The organism is Candidatus Zixiibacteriota bacterium, assembly GCA_040752815.1.
Lineage (GTDB): Bacteria > Zixibacteria > MSB-5A5 > GN15 > FEB-12 > JAGGTI01.
Window position 1 is genome coordinate 1 of the sequence record JBFMGC010000006.1, and the last position, 19,089, is coordinate 19,089.

Annotated in this window: 10 protein-coding genes; 3 read left to right on the forward strand and 7 right to left on the reverse strand. The window is 59.5% G+C overall.

The features are described from left to right. The coding region (locus AB1772_02855) for a hypothetical protein (protein MEW5795278.1) at positions 1–228 on the forward strand (228 nt) is incomplete at its 5' end. 414 nt (positions 229–642) lie between these two features. After that, the gene (locus AB1772_02860; GenBank protein MEW5795279.1) at positions 643–5,226 is read left to right on the forward strand and encodes a FlgD immunoglobulin-like domain containing protein; all 4,584 of its coding nucleotides are present in this window, start codon (positions 643–645) and stop codon (positions 5,224–5,226) included. A gap of 25 nt (positions 5,227–5,251) precedes the next feature. Here the strand turns inward: AB1772_02860 and AB1772_02865 are convergent, their stop codons facing one another. The 7 genes from AB1772_02865 to ettA all read right to left on the reverse strand — a co-directional run bounded on the left by AB1772_02865 (position 5,252) and on the right by ettA (position 16,440). Continuing rightward, positions 5,252–6,586 carry an NAD(P)-binding domain-containing protein gene (locus tag AB1772_02865; protein ID MEW5795280.1) on the reverse strand — a complete coding sequence of 445 codons (1,335 nt, stop codon included), beginning with the start codon at positions 6,584–6,586 and terminating at the stop codon, positions 5,252–5,254. Positions 6,587–6,623: 37 nt separating this feature from the next. Further along, a complete protein-coding gene (locus AB1772_02870) occupies positions 6,624–8,246 on the reverse strand; it encodes a hypothetical protein (GenBank protein ID MEW5795281.1) in 1,623 nt (540 codons plus the stop codon). Continuing rightward, entirely contained in the window at positions 8,246–9,703 is a 1,458-nt protein-coding gene (locus AB1772_02875) for a hypothetical protein (GenBank protein ID MEW5795282.1), read from the reverse strand. The genes AB1772_02870 and AB1772_02875 overlap by 1 nt, the downstream gene beginning before the upstream one ends. Continuing rightward, on the reverse strand, positions 9,700–11,346 hold the full coding sequence (locus tag AB1772_02880; protein MEW5795283.1) for a hypothetical protein: 1,647 nt from the start codon (positions 11,344–11,346) through the stop codon (positions 9,700–9,702). The genes AB1772_02875 and AB1772_02880 overlap by 4 nt, the downstream gene beginning before the upstream one ends. 46 nt (positions 11,347–11,392) lie before the next feature. Then, complete coding sequence (locus AB1772_02885; GenBank protein ID MEW5795284.1) at positions 11,393–12,319, reverse strand: hypothetical protein; 927 nt, start codon at positions 12,317–12,319, stop codon at positions 11,393–11,395. Between the two features lie 713 nt (positions 12,320–13,032). Then, on the reverse strand, positions 13,033–14,457 hold the full coding sequence (locus AB1772_02890) for an FAD-binding oxidoreductase (protein ID MEW5795285.1): 1,425 nt from the start codon (positions 14,455–14,457) through the stop codon (positions 13,033–13,035). Positions 14,458–14,760: 303 nt separating this feature from the next. Continuing rightward, on the reverse strand, positions 14,761–16,440 hold the full coding sequence (gene ettA, locus AB1772_02895; GenBank protein ID MEW5795286.1) for an energy-dependent translational throttle protein EttA: 1,680 nt from the start codon (positions 16,438–16,440) through the stop codon (positions 14,761–14,763). Between the two features lie 241 nt (positions 16,441–16,681). Here ettA and AB1772_02900 point away from each other — a divergent pair, with 241 nt between their 5' ends. Continuing rightward, positions 16,682–18,988, forward strand: a complete 2,307-nt coding sequence (locus AB1772_02900) for a hypothetical protein (protein ID MEW5795287.1) — start codon at positions 16,682–16,684, stop codon at positions 18,986–18,988. Positions 18,989–19,089 lie beyond the last annotated feature (101 nt).

The following is a 19,089-nucleotide window of genomic DNA, read 5'->3' on the forward strand; positions in this document are numbered from 1 at the left end:
CCTGGGGAGGCGCAGGTGGAAGAGGCGGAAACGGTGGCGCGGGCCGGGTCGGCGGCACTGGTGGAGGCGGAGGCGGTGGACCGTCTATCGGAATTGTCGAGTCAGCCTCGAGCACGACGACGCTTACAAACAACACGACGACCGTCGCAAGCGGCGGCGCGGGTGGTGCGAGTGCTGGCAGCGCGGGCGCAACAGGGGAAGCGACGGCACATAAGAAGCTGTGAGTAACTCTCGCAGGGCAGCAATGGCGGGTCTAAAATGCCCGGGTCGCTCGCGGCGGCGAGCGACTGGCGATTCTGCGACCCGTGGCGGGTTCCAAGCGGACCCGCCTTCAGCTCCATTCGCTCAAGCGGTCCCACCACAGCGAGCCGTGGGCTGCCCGCTACGACACGTGGCTGGTGATCGTGCCCGTCCACCAGCAGCCGGCCTCGGGTCTCCTCCGCCTCAGGTGGGCAGGACCAGGCGCAGTGCTATCTGGCCGTACAAATATAGCTGTCAGCCTCGTTGTCTCATCGCGTATGTCCCCGTAGCTAACATGGATCGGATCGGGCGACTATTCAGTGTTGATTTGGCGTGGCGCTGCGAACCGAAACGTGAACTGTCGTTGAAATACATCCACCGATCGTCAGATTGGTCACCAGTATGCAAGTGAAGTCGGCCGGCATAATGATGATGGCGCTATGTGCGCTGGCGGCAACTGCAGCGGCGCAGCCGGGGTTTAAGGTCTATCGCATCAAAGACACCACCGCGGTCTTTTCGACCTGGTACAGCCCGCTCGCCTTCCCACGAATCAATGATCAATACCAAGTTGTGCTCGAAGCATACTCGTTGGCTCCGCGAACCGGGGTCTGGTCGGCCGGTAGACTGACACAACCGGCCTTGCCGCCACCTCCGGACACGTTCAAGGTGTGGAGGGATATCATTCCCTTCGGCATAAATGACCGGGGGCACATCGCCGGGTACATTTTCAGCAATTATCATGTGCACGGGTTCAGTTGGGACGACGCGGTCTCGGAACTTCTCCCATTCGATAGCGCCCATTGGATTGCCTTCAACGGTCTGCTCATGTGCGAACGGGCAACCGCTTTCGATATCAACGACGCCGGCGTCGTGTCCGGACACTCGGCCTGGTCGCGCCCCGATGACCTTGGCTTCATGCGCTATCACAGCCGGCCGGTCCTCTGGGTGAACGGCCTGATCGAGGTGGCCGGTACGCTGCCCGGCTATCCGCCCGATTCAGTTTGGTACCGCGATCTGCCGGTACGCATCAACAACAGCAATCAAATCTGCGGCACGGCGCAACTGCGGGTATCGCCGTATACCGGGCAGTATCGCGCGTTCTTTGGAGAGAACGGCGCCCTGCTCGAAATCCCTCTTTTTGCTGGGGGGTACACGTCTGTTGCTTACGACATCAGCGACTCCGGGCATGTGGTTGGGTACGAGGACTACAACGAGGGAACCACTCACATGAAGCACGCCTGGCGGTATTATGACGGCTCCAAGATCGACATCCACGGGACAGTTTTCGCCAACACCGCCTGGAGCGAAGCGTACGGTGTGAACGGCCACGGTGAAGTTGTGGGCGCGTGGGTAACAGGTGGCTCGTCGCAGGTCACGGCCCTCTATTACGACGGCGATACCACCTACAATCTGAATACCCTCGTCACCAATTTTCCCGGCGCAGTCGGTGGCCCCACGCTCAACGGAAATATCGTGGCGGCACTCAGTATCAGCGACAACGGCTCGATTGTCGCCGCCTATAGAAACGGTTTCTTTCTCTATCCCTGCCTGTTGATGCCGGACATCACCGGCGTGGTGGTGAACTCGGAGGGCGACGCGCCGGACTCGAATCCGAACGACGGCAAGTGCTGGAGCGGCGGCTACAATGTGATCGGCGAGGAGGAATGCACGCTGCGAGCGGCTCTTCAGCACGCGAACCAGGCGGCCAACCGAGACACTATCATCTTTCGTATCCCGGTGCCGGGGGTACCGTCGATCGGTGTGCAGTCGGAACTGCCGGAAATAACTACGCCGGTGACACTCGACGCCACCACGCAGCCGACCCTGCATCGGGTACGGCTCGATGGCGGCGGGTTGTCGGCCAAAGCCCTGACGGTGTCTGCCGACGACTGCGAAATCCGGGGGCTGGCGATCAACAATTTTGACGGCTACGGCATAAGTCTCTTGAATGCCGACAGCGCCGTTGTTCTGCAGAACACGATCGGTCCGGATGTATCAGGCCACCCGGGTGCGGGCAACTACGGCGGTATTGTCATCGAGAACAGCTCGCAGAACAGGATTGGCGACGCCGATCCCGATCTCTCCAACGTGATCGCCTACAACCTGCGCGAAGGGGTGCTGGTTGTCTCGGGCGAGGGGAACACGATCAGGCGGAATATCATGTACGGCAATGGGGGGCTCGGAATCGACCTGCTTCCGCCGGGTGTGACCCCCAACGATTCGCTCGATCCTGACATTGGACCGAACAAGCTCGTGAATTTTCCGATCCTGGACTCGGTCCTCAATAAGGCTGGCCTGACGTACTTCTATGGTCACATAGTTGCGGAGCCGACCACCGGCTACGTGATCGAGTTCTATATCAATGACAGCTGTGATCAGTCGGGATACGGCGAGGGGGAGCTCTCGCTCTGGACCACCCAGGTGACCACCAATGCGGATGGAGTGGCGGAATTCGAGTCGGCCACATCCCTGGTCTCGCTCATCGGCAAGTTCTTTACGGCCACCGCGACCGACTGGGACGACAACACGTCGGAGTTCTCCCCCTGTTGGCCGGCCAAGCGGCTGATCGTGATCGACGCTTTCGATGCCCCAATTGCCAACACCTGGTTCAGTGTCTATAAAGTGGCGAACGACCGGCCCAGCTTCACGGAAGTGCTTCTCGACTCCGTCATGTCTGACGCCGGCGGCATTATCGATCTAAGCGAGCTCCTCGCCGAGGGTGGTATCGCGACAGGGGATTCGATCAAAGTGTCGAAGAAACTGGCGAGCCTCCCCAAAGCGCGTAATACGCTCGGGGCACTTACCAATGCGTTCACGGTGTACCTGGATAACGCAGTTTTCGACCAGGCCACGTACGCCATGTCTTACGATGAACTGACCGATGAGCCGCTGCAGATCGTCAAGCTGAATCACTCTACGATTGCGGTGAACCTGATCGTGGGCATTCAGTGGGAGGCCGACGAGGCCTATATCAGTAATCTGTCCGCCGCTTTTCGGAACGCGTCGAATTACCTCTACGACGTGACCGACGGCCAGCTCCGGCTTGACACGGTCTGGATATACAACAACTCGCTTCTGTGGCGTCTGGCCGACGTCCGGATTTACGCGACCAATGCGCTGGAGCCGGAGGCTACAGCGGACGGCATCTACAGAACTGACGCCAACGCGCGGGTGCTGTTCTGCCGTCGCTGGTTCGGGAGCGTGGATCTGAGCGTCGATTCGACTGTGATCGAATGGCCGATGCGGCCCGACGGCGAAACGAACTTCCGAACTATCGCCCATGAATTGGGACATTATGTGCTCGGATTCCTGGATGAGTACCGCGTATCCACCCGTCGCTGTGCGCCGATGAGCTGGTACGGTTTCATGGATTCCCAGTATTCCCACCACGGCGCAGCGAGCAGCGAAATGTCCTGGTCGCTGCAGTACATTGATGTGGCTTGCCGCAATAACGAGCAATGGCGCGCTTACGGCCGCTCCTGCTGGGATCACTTTGAGTTCGTTTGGCAGAAGGAATACGGCGGAGTCCATTCGCCGATTATTAAGCCCGCCGAACAGCCGGGCCTGGCCGCCCGCTCGTTCTTCTTCGGCCCCAACGACAATGCGACCAGCCTCGATTACGATGTCGGGCGGCTGATCGAGTTCAATGTCGTTTCCACGCCGCGCGTGGGCCGTGATAGGCTCGTCACCGTGCGCGATCCGCGCAGCGGACAGCCGGTCCCTCGGGCCGCGGTCCATCACATGAAAATGCCGTCGCAAACAATGATTGCGCAGGGTGGGACGTCGAGTAACGGCGGGATCTATGTACTAGGTGTGCGCACAGGCGACAGCATACTGGCCTCATCGGCACTTCGTATCGAAGTACCCGGTGCGCCGGCCGTGGCGACAGTTCAGTCGCAGGTCGAGTGGTTGAGCGGCGGAATCAGGTTAGGCGATTCCATGGGTGACAGCATCGTTGTGAACCTCACTGCGGTTCAGGGAAACCTGCCCATGCTTTTCACGCTGATGCCGAGAGGGGACTCCATCGATCTGCGGCTTGACTATATATTCGATTTCCCTGGGTTACCGTCGTACTTTCTTGCGTTGGACAGCGCTACTGTCTGGTCCGGTCAAATGAATGGAGATGGGTTTTTTCATTATCTCGCGACTTTGCCGAACGATACGAATATATCTGAAGGGGAGCTCCTCATTAGCGCTCGGGACCTCGCCTCCCAGACGTTTTTTGTGCCTGTTCAGTTCCGTATCGAGCGACAACCGGGAGGTGAGGGCGCTCGCACGATGTTCAGCCTGGACATGACAACCCGCCTCGAACTTGACTCAGCAGTCAGCGACCGCACAGTCATTCTCACATCATGCGCGTATCCGCCGTCGCAGAACGGCGTGGTGAGCGGTGCACTGCAGGTGAGCGGCGTCCAGGCGGTGGCTGTTTCAGGTGATTCCACTTTCAGTGAGCCACTTGGTTTCTCGATCACGTACAATCCGGCCGGTGTCGAAAGTGCGCCGCCGCCTCAGAACGAAGAGCATCGGATTCGCGTTTATCAGTGGAACATAAGCCAAGGCAGGTGGGAGTTGGTCGGCGGCTGGGTAGATACCTCTGCCAATGTTGTTTACACGAGCATATCCAAGGGCAGTCACTCTTACTATGCGGCGTTTACAAGCGATCAGTTGACATCGATCGATGAGGGCCCGGGCGGCGTGCTGTTGCCCGACCACATCGGTCTGGCGCAGAACTATCCGAATCCGTTCAACAACGGGACCGTGATTGAATTCAGCTTGGCGCGAGCCGAGCGCGTGCGCCTCGACGTGCTCAACCTGCTGGGGCAAATCGTGCGTGTCCTCGTTGACGAGCCGAGGGCGGCCGGAGTACACCGCGTGGAGTGGGATGGGCTGAATCAATCTGGCGACCGTGTGGCGACCGGTATCTACCTGTACCGGCTCCGCGCCGGCGAACATCTGGAAACGAAGAAGATGATGCTGTTGAAGTAGCGAGTGGCCCCTTGGGTCGAAGCGCTCAGGTTTTCAGGGCAAAGTCGAATTCACGGAAGCTGCGCGTGTCGCCGCCGAAGGCGATTCCCATTTTCTTGAGCATGTCGAATGGTGGCAGGCCGCCGATCTGCACGATGACAAAGTCATTCGGTAGCTCGACCTGACCTGGCGGTGTTCCCAGCAGCACTGATTCAGGCCGTATCTCGACCACCTGCGACTCGAACAGCGCCTTCAGTTTGCGGGCGGCGATCATGCGCGTGACGGCTTCTTCGTTTTTCTTCTTCACTCTGAAAAAACCGCTTTTGCGGTAGGATATGGTCACATCATTACCGGGCTGCCTGGCCAGGCCGACCGCAGCCTCGACTGCGCTGTCGCCCCCGCCGACCACCAGCATTCTCTTGCCCTGATACGACTGCGCGTCCATTAGCTGATAGGTTACCTTGGCCAGTTCCTCGCCGGGGACCTCGAGTTTGCGCGGCGTGCCGCGGCGCCCCATCGCCAGCACCACGTATCGGGCCAGATACGAATTCGATACGGTGCGCACGTCGAACGCACTCCCATTCCACGTGACTGACTCGACACATTCACCGGCTCGCACGTTGAGTCGGAACTGCTCGGTGATCGCCTGCCAGATGTCCAAAAGCAGTTCTTTGGAGTACTCCTCTTTGGTCAGTCGGCCGTAGAGCGGAATATCGACCGGCTGAGTCATCACCAGCTTCTGGCGCGGGTAGTGCAGGATAGTGCCGCCGACATCACGGGCATCGAGCAGCATGTACTTGAGCCGGTGCTGGGTTGCGGCCAGTCCCGCGGTGAGTCCGGCCGGACCGGCGCCGACAATGACTATGTCGTACAAGTCGTCATGCGACGGTCCGTGCAGGCGTCCGGCGATTTCGTCGACCACCATCTTGCCCTGAGCGACCGCATGGCGAATAAGCGATAGGCCGCCCAATTCGCCGGCGATGAATATGCCCGGCACGCCGGTTTCATTGCAGGAGCTCAGGATCGGGATATCGGGGCGGGAGGTGACATCGCCCAGGCCCACCTTCATCGCTCCCACCGGGCAGGCGGTCTCACAGTAGCCGTGGCCGACACACCGCTCCCAGTTGATGACCTCGGCCACACCCCAGACCACGCCGAGGACGTCGCCCTCCGGGCAGGCCGCCACACACGACCCGCAGCCGATACAAACCGATCGGTCGATCATGGGATACTGTGACCGGGGCCGGTCGATCCCCAGGGCCCGCGCCTCTTTCTTTCTTTCGGCAGTCGTGTGCTGCTGGCGGCGAAAGCGCCGGACATAGGGCACGAGGATAATCAAACCGAGTAGAATGACGCCAAGCCAAATGAGAAACTGCTGCATATCGCTTCTACCGTTGAGCCGTAATCGAGTTCAGCCCTCAGAACCGATAGCCGAGCTCGGTCTGAACACGAGTGCCGTCGATATCGTCGCCGCTGTCGAATTCCGCCGAACCGCCCAAGTACAGCCGCCGCGACAAATCGGCCTGCGCGCCGATCTCAAACCAGTTGCTTCTACGGTACGAGTCCGACGATTCCGCCCGGTAGCGATAACCACCGTAGCCGAGCGACAGTTGTAACCTGCGAGAAACCGAACGAGTCACGCGGGTGGAGTAGTTGTCGCCGCGGTCAAACGGCCCCTGAAAGGCTGCGTAGTGGACCGAGATAGTCGAGCCGAAGCCGAGTAGTCCGGCCCGGCTCAGATAGAGGGAATAGCTGTTGGTCTGGTCCGGATCGCCCGACCGTTTGCGCAGGCCGTAGCCGATCGACGCTCGCACCTGGTATGGCAGCGCCACATCGACCTGGGTGCGTACACCCTGGCGAAGGTGGTCGTCAAAGAGGGAGTCGACCACCGTTCTGGTTTCATAGGTGCGATAATTGGTGCGATTGTCGTAGCTGACTACAAATCGAACTGAATTGTACAGGCGGTAGTTGATTCCGGCGTAGAGGCTGGACAGGCTGAGGCTTTTGCCGGCGGCGTCTCTGCGCCAGCGACGGTTTATGTCGACTTCGGCAGTATGATAGATACTCCACCGGCTGCCGGAACTAATTCGACCCTGTAAGGCGAATAGCTCGCGGCTCACTGTGCCGGCGTGATATTCTCCGACCGCGGCGATACTCTGTTCCAGAATTAGACCTCCGCCCGTAGGGCTGATCACGCTGAGATAGACGCCGGCCCGGTTGACCGAGACACGGTCATTGGCATACGCCCAGTGAGGCTCCGAGCCGCCGAACAGACCGACACGCAGATTCTCAGTTGCCCGGGTTTCGAGCAGTAATCCGTCGAGGTAGCCGACACTGGACACTCGCCGCGGCAGAATGCGGCCGGCGCCGAAATTCAGCCGAGCCAGGGGAGCATCATAGCTCAGCGAAAACTCCCATATGCGATTCTCCCATGCCTGACGAGATACCGCAGATGAGTATGCTCGCTGACGTTGATCATAACGCCCCCGGGTGCGCAGGCTGAAAGTAATATCCCGGTCGAACAGGCGGCGGACCTTGAGGTTGAGTCGAGCGGTGGTCTGGGAGAAACCGAGATTGGTGCTGCTCTGATCGGCCCAGTGATTGAAAAGCAACGAAACCCCGCCGGTTATTGTCGGAGCCTGGCGAGGGGAAAAGCTTCTCGGAGCCACCGGCTGTGGAATTGCGGTTGTATCCCGTTCGGCCTCGGCCAGCGTTGTATCGACGGCTGATGGAGCGGTATCGGCGGAGGGCTTGGAGACCAGCACAGCTTTGTCTCCGACTGCCGGCGTGCAGTTGTCGGAAAGTTTCGCGCACGATGCCGAATGATCCGCGACAAACACGATCTCGAGTTCGGTGCGGCAGTTGCCGGCATCGACGGTAACCAGCCTGTCACCCACCACTAATCCATCGGCCCGCCCGCCGCCGAGATAGACATTCTCGGCCGACAGGTATTTGATCTCAAATGTCGTGGCACCAGCTACCGGTGCACACAGACCGAGCAACACCGCCCCACCGATGATGAGTATCGTACCGTTCCTCATCAATGTTTCCCCTGTGGATGGCAGTTGTAGCAGGCACTGCTTAGATACTGATAATCGTTGACCTCCGAGTGCTTGGGGTCGGTTTCCGACTGCAGGTGACATCCGGTGCACTCAAACACTGCGAAGTTTGCCGGCTGGACGTGGCAATCGGAGCAGACGTCCCATTTCCCGGCGTGGGCGCCGGTGTAAATGGGAAAATACAGCGCGTCGTGATCCCAGTTGACCGTGGTCCAGTTGGTTGTGCTGTGGCAGGGCGTGCAGTCGGTGGGGAAATTGGCCGCGGCGTGGTTCGGATTCGTGGTGGCGTCGTATTCGGTCTGGTGGCAGGCAAAGCAGGCGGTAGGAGTGCCGGCATACCCGGTAGCGTGGCACGATCCACAGGCGGCCGTCATATGCGCGCCGGTAAGCGGGAATGGCGTGGCGTTATGGTCAAATGTAGCCGGAAGCCACGCCATAGTGGTATGACAGGTCGCACAATCCTGACTGAATCCCGCAAGCGCGTGATTAGGATTTGTCGTAGCATCGTATTCGGTCCGGTGGCAGGAATAACAGTCGCCCGGCGTGCCGGCGTATGTGGTTGCATGGCACGAGACACAGGCGATGGTCTGGTGCCTTCCGGTGAGCGGAAAGCCGGTGGCGTTGTGATCGTACCGCGCCGGTTCCCAGCCGGCGGTTGAATGACAAACCGCGCACTGCGGAGTGAAACCGCTCTCGACATGGTTCGGGTCGGTCGTAGCTGCAAAGTCGGCGCTGTGGCAATCGTAACAATTGGTCGGCGTACCCGCAAAAGTCGTGGCATGGCAGGACTTGCACTCGATTTGCTTGTGGGCGCCGGTCAAAGCGAACCCGGACGGATGCGTGTAAGTGACATCATTCCAGGTTCCCGATGCCGCGTGGTGGCACTGCTCGCAGCGCATGGTGAACCCGGCCAATTGGTGATTCGGCTCGGTCGCGGCGGCAAACGCCTCGGCGTGGCAACCCTCGCAGTCGACCGTCGCGCCGGCATACTCCTGGCGGTCATGCCCCCGGTGACAGGCCTCGCAGTCGGCTACCGCATGTACCCCCGTAAGCGCGAACCCTTTCTGAGCGTGCAGCTCCAGCACGTTCTTGCGGCTTTGCCAGTCACGCGGTGTGTGGCAGCTCCGGCAATTGGGTCCGAGTTGCCCCTGATGATGGTCGGTGTGGCAATCCTGGCAATCTACTCCGACATGACTGAACACCATATCTTTGTGACAACCGATACATTGCGCCGAGGCGTGTGCGCCGGTCAGGTGGAAACCGGTTTCATCGTGGTCAAACGCCAGCGTGTCGCGCAGTTCGGTCCAGGATTCCGACGTATGGCAGCTCTGGCAATCCCACTTGATCTGCCCGTGGGGGTTTTTCGTGGATGTCTGGCTGAGGATTACTCCTACAAAGCTCGAGAGGAGCAACATGAGGATAAGGGGGGCTTTACTCATGACTTCTTCTCGCTTTCCAGGGAAAGGTTCGCTCCATGGCAGGAGACACACGCCGTATCGAGCGGCTTGTATGCCACGAACCGCTCGCCGTCGACCATGGCGGGTACATGACATCGGCCACAGGCAACGTGCCTATGAGCTCCGTCGAGCGCAAAGCGCGAGCCTCGGTTGTGATCGAACTTCTCGGCCTTCCAGTTTCGGGAGGTATGGCAGCCGGAGCAATCGGTCAGGTGGGTCAGGGACGCGGCGAATTGGCTTCGATGTACATCGCGGTGGCAGTCCTGACACTGCTTTGACGCACCCACAAAGGTCAGATGCGTTTCCCCACGCGCCGGCGTCCCCGTGCTGTGGCACATGATGCAGGCGACCGCGGCGTGTTTTCCGTCAAGCGCAAACCGGGTTTGACTATGATCAAAACTGACCAGTGCCCAGTATTCGACGCCATGGCAGGTTTCGCAACCGCCGGCGGCTACGTACTTATTGACCTCGCCACGGTGGGGATCGCGATGACAATCCAAGCATCTGGTAGACCTGAACTTGAAGTGATAAACAAGCGCTTTTTGTTCGCCGTCCCGGCTCGTATGACAGGCCAGGCAGGGCACCGCGCGATGCGCGCCACGGAGCGGATACTGAGTGCTTTCATGCTGTGACATCAGAAATGTCGCCGGACTGTAACCCGCGACCGTGTGGCATTCCTCGCAGGCGCCTTTGGCCGGGCGGGAGGCAAACTCTCCCCGATGGAAGTCAGAGTGGCAATCGAGACAGGCTCCGAACTTAAGCTCGCGAGACTTTTTCTCCGGTGCATGACACTTGTCGCAGGTGACGGAAGCATGCCGCCCCAGAAGGGGAAACCGGGTGCGGCTGTGATCGAATTTCGCGCGATCAGTCACATGCCAGCCGTCGGGGTTGTGGCAGTTACGGCAATTACTGCCCAGCTTGCCCTTGTGAACGTCAAAGTGGCAATCGGTACAGAGATCGTGGGCGATCGGTCTAAGATGCATGTACCGGCCGTCGTCTTCGGGGCGACTGTCCACCTGCACGAGGTGACACTTGTCACAGGCGACCTCGAGATGTTTCCCCAGCAGCGCATACCCGGCCAGGGAGTGATCGAACCCGGATGCCGGCTTCCAGGCGGCGGTGGTGTGGCAGTTTGCGCAGTCAGTCGATACCTGGCCGCGGTGTTCATCGAAGTGGCAGCTTTTGCAGGCCTTATCAAGACCGAGATAAGTTCGGCTCAGCGTTATCTTGTCGCGCGCGAGAGCTGACCGGTCAGGAATGTACGTCTCCCGGTGGCAGGCGCGGCACTCAAGCGAGGCGTGCTTGCCGTCAAGGGCATACCCGGTGTGGGCGTGATTGAAACCTTCATGACCATTTTTCCAACATACCAGATCGAAGTCGCGCCCCTGGTGCTCGACATGACACAACTGGCATTCACGATAGTTCTGACTGCCGTGAAGGCCGGTGCGGGCGTTCAGGCGGTCGCGAATAAGCGAGTGGCATTCGAGACATTTGTTGGCAATTAAGTGCGCATCCGTGCCGTGACATCGATTGCAGTTCTGCACTCCCTCCAGGAAGGCATGGGACTGGTGTAAATCCCCCGGTGACAGTTGCGCCCGGGTAGTCTGCGGCAGTGCGAGTACCATCAGCACTGCTATTGCACTCACTGTACGGAAGCACATGTGATTATGACTAACTGATCCAGCCATACCCGGTCCAAATGGCGATACCGATATGAATCGCCATGATGAAATACATGATAATGGCGAACGGTTTGTGGATCACGTGCCAGTAGTGAAACAGTCGCTGCACCTGTCCCAACAGGTGAATGCGCCGTCGAAGCAGGGCGCGCGTGAACGACGTTTCGAATAGATCGCGAAACTGATCGCGTGGCAGCCAGACGATCTTTAACAGTTGACGTCGCAGTTTGCTCTTAACCACAGGGCGTATCAGGTCATCGATCATGAGACTGAGAATCGCCGCGAAGGTAGCGTTGCCCCGTGGTATGAGCCGCTTTTCGAACAATGCGTCAACCTGCCCCAGGGTGATGTCGTCGAGCTTGAAGCGCGCTTTGAGGTTGCCGGCGGTATCGGCGCTGGTTTGTTCCATTTCCTGCAGAGTCAGTTCCTTGCCGGCAATGTTGCGCGGTATCTGTAGATAGAGATAACGTCCGAAGAACCCGCTGGCCGCCACGGCCACCATCGACCAGAAACTGACAGCCACCAGTCCTTGTACTTTCAACGAGGTGTGCAGGACGATAAAAAGCGGCCCTATAATGCCCAGATAGATATGGAAGTCGAGCAGCGGGCGCAGGGGGAGCGAGCGTCCCAGCAGGCGGGTGCGTTTCCGCAGCGAGTAGACCAGCATCATGACCATCATGACCGATCCGGCGATTCCGTAGGCGAGACCGCGCGATCCGGCGGGACGGAGCCCGCGATAATCCGGGTGGTGAGGGCGCTCGGTGTACGGTGTCATGTAATAGTCAAAACCCTCGACAAAGAACCAGACCAGGATGGCGAACGAGAGCAAATACACGATCCAGAGCAGTCGTCGCCTGCCGTCACGAGCAGAGTCCTGCGCCACAGTCTCCTGGGTTGAGATCATGTCCGACGAGATCACGCTACGGCTACCTATCAGTCCGCGTTAGCGGCGATGTCAAAGGAACAGAGTTAGTGATCCAAAGACAACAAGCTAAAACCCGGGAGTAAGGTCTGGCCCAGCGGCGAGCGCGCACGGCCCGACCGACAACAAGGATATTATCGGTCCTCTATGGTTGATAATTCAGATGAAAGGGTGGCTTATCGAAAATTGCGCAGTTCGCTAACGCTTTGAGCCAGGGCAAGATGCGGTTGGGACGCCGGGCAATGGGGCACACGAGGACATGTGTCGCCCACAACAGAACGAGGGCGAGTGCCGCCCACAAGCATCGCGCCCGCAAACTGGTGGGGCGCCGAGGCTCATCCGCCGACGGCTTTGTGTCTGTGCCCGGCAGATGCCCTCATCTGCCGGCGAAGGGCAGCTCTTCGTGCGAGAGGCATCTCAGTCCCACCATAAATGGTGGGCCACCGAGGTCATTTTTGCGCGAGGGGTCTCCATCCCACCCGCAAGCGGGAGGGCCACCGGGAGGGTGGGGCGTCGGACAATAGGGCACACGAGGACGTGTGCCGCCCACAGAATCAGGCGGGGAACCCGACACCGCACTTTTCGCGGGAGCTATCTCCATCCCACCCGCAAGGGGATAGGGCACCGAGTGTACAAGCGCGGTAGGTCACCGAGTGCGGAACCGGTGGGCTACCGGGCCGGTCACGCCCCGTGTTGCCGCGGCCCGTCAGCTACGCCGACGGGCGAATGTTCTGATTCACGCTGAATAAGTTCTCCGGATCGTACTTCATCTTGATCTGCTGCAGCCGCTTAAGATGTGGACCGTAGGCGGCCCCGATACGATCCGACTCGTCACTGGTCAGGAAGTTTACGTACACCCCGCCGGTGGCATGAGGAGTCATCTCGCGGAAAAAGGTCCGCGCCCATTCAATGCACCGGGTGTCGTCGTTCGGGGACTCCCAACGCCCGTGCACGTTCATCACGTAAATGGCGTTGCGGTGAGAATACGCCATGGCGTCGGGGGAAACGCGTGTGGTGGCTCCGCCAATCTGCCCGAAGAAAATCTCGCACTGTGGCGTAGGCAGCTTCGCGGTATAGCGTATAGCGAGGTCGATTGCGGCGTCGTTGATGTCCGTAAAGTTGTGCGACTTCCAGTAATTGCGCGCTCCCGGCGTGAGCAGGGCGTCGAAAGCGCCCTGCCAGGAGGTGTAGGGCTGCATGCCGATGAACTCGCCCAGTACCGAACCGAACTTGCGTACCGGGTCAATTGCTTTCAGGCCCTGCTCGGCATTGCCGGCGTGGAAGAGCGCGAACACCAGCACTTCCTTGCCGTGAACATCGTCGCGCAGAAACGGCAACGGCGGCGCCTGGCGGAGAACCACCCACACGGCGGTGTCATCGCTCAGCTTCTTCGCGAACTCCCGATACTTCTTCAGGGCGGAGTCAGCCTCGGCAAGCGGATACACTACGAGACCGCAGAATACTTCGGGTCCCAGCGGATGAAGGCGGAACTCGAATCTCGTGACGATACCAAAATTGCCGCTGCCGCCACGCAAAGCCCAGAAGAGGTCCGAGTTTTCCTTCTCAGATGCACGAAGAAACCGGCCGTCGGCAGTAACGACATCGGCCGCCAGCAGGTTGTCGATAGTCATGCCATGCTTGCGAGACAGCCATCCGAATCCGGCGCCGAGGGTCAAGCCTGCGACACCGGTAGTTGAGTTGATCCCGAGCGGCGTGGCCAGCCCGAACGCCTGGGCCTCACGATCGAAGTCGCCCAGCGTAGCGCCCGGTTCGACATGAGCCACGCGTGCTTCCGGGTCAATACGTACCGATCTCATGCCGGAAAGGTCTATCACCATGCCGTTGTCGCATATCGCATTACCGGCAATGTTGTGGCCGCCGCCGCGAACAGCTGTCAGAAGGCCGTGTTGAGCGGCGAATTCCACCGCCTTACGAATGTCGGCCACACCGGCGCACCGGGCGATCAGCGCCGGCCTGCAGTCGATCATCGCGTTCCAGATCGCGCGGGCGTCGTCATAGCCCGGCTCGCCCGGCTGCATGATTTTGCCCCGGAAGGAGCCCCGTAACTTCTCGACAGCGGCGACTTCTACTTTTATCGAGCCGCCCTTCGCCTGGTTAATGGTCATTGCGCTCATGTGATCCTCGCTTGAATAAAAACTCGTTGTTTGGTTTGCGTGGGAGTAAGAGACGCGGGCGCGGTTATAACGAACTACACCTCGACCCACCACATCGCAGGTATGCTAGCGGGTGCGTGCTCGGCAGGGCAACCGCGAGTACGGACCACCGAAGGAAACGGGCGAAGCTCCGCTCGTAACTTGCAGAAACTATACGGTGGTGACCAACTGGTTTATTTGAGCCCAGTATTCCGTGAGAGTTTTTTTCCAACGGCTGACGATTGGCCGCCCGCTTGACCAGGTGTCGCGTCGCGCAACATTATCTCACGCTCTCACCAGTGTCCGATACCGGTTGCGGCGGTTTTCGAAAAGGCGGTCGCCAAGCTCGCGGCTGCGCCACTCCTGGTACGACGAGAAGTTCCCCTCGTACCACCGCACCCGGCCTTCGCCCTCGAAAACCAGCAGGTGGGTGCAGACTCGGTCGAGGAAGAACCGGTCGTGACTTATGACCAGCACACAGCCGGAAAACTGCATGATCGCTTCCTCGAGCATGCGCAGCGTATTGACATCGAGATCGTTAGTCGGCTCATCAAGCAACAGCACGTTGCCGCCAGTCTTGAGCACTTTGGCAAGGTGACAGCGATTGCGCTCGCCGCCGGAAAGCTCGCTCGATTTCTTCTGCTGGGCCGCCCCTTTGAAGCCAAACAGCGCCAGGTATTGCCTAATCGGCATGGTACGGTTACCAACCGTGACCTCTTCCAGCCCGCCGCCGACTTCGCTTATCAGCGTTAGCTCGTCGCCCAGATCATCACGCTCCTGGCCGACTACCGAGAGCCTCACGGTCGATCCAATTACCGTTTTTCCCTCTACGGGCTTGAGATCCCCGGTAATCAACTTGAACAGGGTCGTCTTACCTGAGCCGTTAGGCCCGACCAACCCGACCACCGCCGACCTCGGAACATTGAAGGTCACGTGTTCAAAGAGCGGTTGGTGATCGTAGCCCATGGCAACGTCATGGAACTCTATCACCTGGTTCCCCAGCTCCGGACCGGGTGCGATCTGAATGGTCGTGCCGTCTCCCTTTTGCGCGGCGGTCTCGCGCGCCACCAGTTGCTCGTACTCTCGAATGCGAGCGCGGGACAGTTCGTTGCGCTCGCCGCGACTCATCCGTATCCAGGACAACTCGCGTTTCAAAGCCTCACTCCGGGGGGTGTCTTTCTTCTCTGCCGCGGCCAGCTTGGCCAGTTTCTGTTCCAGCCACGATGTGTAGTTCCCTTCCCACGGTACTCCTTGGCCGCTGTCGAGTTCGAGTATCCAGCCGGTAATATTGTCGAGAAAGTAGCGGTCGTGAGTGACAATGATGACCGTCCCCGGATACGCCTTGAGCTGCTCCTCGAGCCAGTTGATAGTTTCGGGATCGAGATGATTGGTTGGCTCGTCGAGCAGCAGCAGGTCGGGTCGTTCCAGAAGCGCTTTGCAGAGGGCCACGCGCCGCCGCTCACCGCCGGAGAGAGTTCCCACCAGACGGTCGTCATCAGGCAGACAGAGCGCATCGCTGGCGATTTTCAGTGACTGATCGAGATTCCAGCCATCCATCGTGTCAATTTTGTCCTGCAGCACCCCCATCCGATCCATTGCCTTCTGCATCTGATCGTCGTCCAGCGGTGTGGCCAGGCTGTCGGCGAGGCGATTGTATTCGTCGAGCAATCCCTTGATCTCACCGAAAGCCGACTCGATTGTCTGCCGCACAGTCAGGTTTGGGTCAAGCTCCGGCTCCTGCTCGACCATCCCGGCACGGTAGCCGGGCGTGATGAAGGCCTCGCCCTGGAACTCATTGTCGCGGCCGGCCATGATGCGCAGTACCGTGGTTTTGCCGGAGCCGTTTTCGCCGACTATGCCGATTTTCGCGCCGGGAAAGAATCCCAGGTTGATATCCTTCAATACCTGCTTTTGACCGTAGAACTTGTTCACGCGGTACATGTGGAAGATGAATTTCTCGGCCATGGTCTGACTCTCCAGGGATTGTGGATTTTCGTGGGTGCAAGACTAACATACCGCGACAAAATCGGCAAGCGGAGATGGTAAAGGCAGGTCCGGGGTGGTCCGGGGAGCCGCACGATTTTTCTCCATCATGCCAAGTTCCCTCCGTATATCCTCGGAGTTAATACGCCTAACGCAAAGCCGATTCGAAGCCGTCAGCGCGCCTTGCCGCGTCGGCAGAACTTAACATTAAAGGAGTTTAACCATGTGTCACACAAGGACTTTGGTAGTTGTGGGGGCAATGGTTGCCTGGTCGCTAGCGACTGTCGGTAGCCTGACGGCCGCAGGCGTGCCGGCGCTGATTTCGTATCAAGGGCTGGTCACTGACGCCTCCGGCAACCCTATCGACGGGACAGTCGACGTCACTATTCGGATCTGGGACGACCCGACGTCGATATCGCTCACCAACCTTCTGTACACGGAGCCCCATCCGCCGATCACGATAGAGTCGGGACTTCTGAGTCTCGTAATCGGTAGCGAGGTACCGCTTCCCGACGGATTGTTCGATGGCCCCAACAGATGGCTGGGAATCACGATCGACACCGATCCTGAGCTGGATCCACGAATCGCGCTGGCTTCGGTTCCCTACAGCATGGTGACCCCACGAGTGCTGGGCGATTTCACGTCGGCCCCGGGATCGATTTTGCTCAGCGGCGAATCCATTGTCACGCCCTGGGTTGAGGAGCGGTTGAGGCTGACCGATTTGTCGGTCTCGATAATCGCTGATCGTGGCGCGGGCGACAAGGATTCGGCTGAGATGGCAGCCGATCGGTTCTGTATCTACTACGCCAGCGGGGCCGAGGCGATGTGCACGGGTCAAGGGCACCTCATCTGCCAGAGCGTTGATCTGATTTCGGCACTGCCGCCGCTGCCGCCGGCTGGGGAGCCGTATGTGCTTATCGCTGATGACGTATTTAACCAACTCTTCTACACCATGGCCGAGGCAGGGAAGCTGCGGACGGTGTGTGAGCCGTGCGGGACCTTAGGCGAGCTTTTGCCCGACGAGATGCGCTTCATTTCCGGCACTGATACGGCCAGAATCAGGGTAGAGGCGGGAGTGTTATCGCTGTCCCCGGATGTTTCGGTGGATGGCCTTGATGTCGGAGGCTTTGTGCAGTTTACCGATCCGCGTTTGGTGTCGATCTCAAGTGGGACCTTGACATTTACCGGAGCTGGAGCCCAGACACTGACCCTGGATGAGACGGGAATTTCCTCTGATTTTGGCAGTGTGACCATTGATAACGGGACAGAAACCGTACGACTGGCCACACCGCTCACTGTTGGCAGGGGGTTGTCCGTGACGAGCGGCGCCACCGACTTGGTTGAGTTGGGGGCGAGCAGTTCGACCCGTGGGACACTGTATCTTCGCGACGGCACGATCGCGGAGACGGCGCGAGTACGCTCGGATGGTGTGCAAATCACCGGTGCGGGGAATTCGCTGGGGAGTCTCACCGCCGATGACCTGGAGTTGATCAAGAGCGGTGGAAATCAGAGGCTCATATGTACGGCCGATGACGTCAGCCTGGTTGACCTGAGCTCCAGTACTACAGTGACGCTGAGCCGCACCAGCGGGCTTGTGTTAGTTCCGGATGTTTCGGGAACATCGGCGGTGTACACCGCCGAAGGCATTCAACTGACCGGGCCGACCGCGAGGGAATTCGCCGCCAACCCCACCGCGATCAGCCTGACCCGGCCATCGTCGAATCGGGCGGTGGCGCTCGATCTGGACAACCCGAGCGGTCACCTGGCGCTGTGCGATATCGATGACGACGGCGCGCTCGACTTCGCGGTGACCTCGTCCGGCGGCGCGCGTGTCTGGGTGACCGGCAGCGCCGGATTTGTCTGCGACAACGGCGCCAGTTTCGGGAGCAGTTGCAGCGTCGCGGGCGCGACCACCTGCAGCAGTACGCTCAGTGTCTCCGGGACGCTCACCTGCACCGGGTCAGTGGTTTGTCGCAACTCGGCAACGTGGGATATCAACGACGACGCTACCACTGATCTGTCTTTGACCATGGCGCCCTCGCCTGAACTACTTGTAGCAACGGGCACCAGGCTAGCTTGTGATGGGTTGTCGACATTCGCCCAGCCCGTTCAGGTGAATTCTGATCTGACTGTCACGGGTGCCCTCACGGTACTCGGCCCGAAAGCATTCGTGCAGGCACATCCCGGGGACGATTCAAAGGAGATAATCTATGTGGCGCTGGAGGGTAACGAGGCCGGCACGTACACCCGCGGGAGCGCCGTGCTACGAGACGGTGTCGCCGAGATCGACTTGCCGGAGGATTTCGCGCTGGTAACGAACGGCGATGGCCTGACGGCTCAGGTGACTCCGCGTGGTCCCGTGCGGGCGATGCTGTATGTCGATAAGCTGACGGCGTCGAAACTGGTGGTGAAAGCCTCGGATCCGCGGGACAAAGACGTCAAGTTCGACTTTATGGTGAACGGTGTGAGGAGAGGTTACGAGAATCATCAGGCGATCCGGGAGAGGACAACTCTGGCGGCCACCGATTGATTGGGTTACGGTACACGCATTCGACAATTACAGTCGTTCCGTGACTGAGTAGGTCCGGGACGTGAGTATCGACAGTCTCAGCCGGAGGTAAATCGACACTT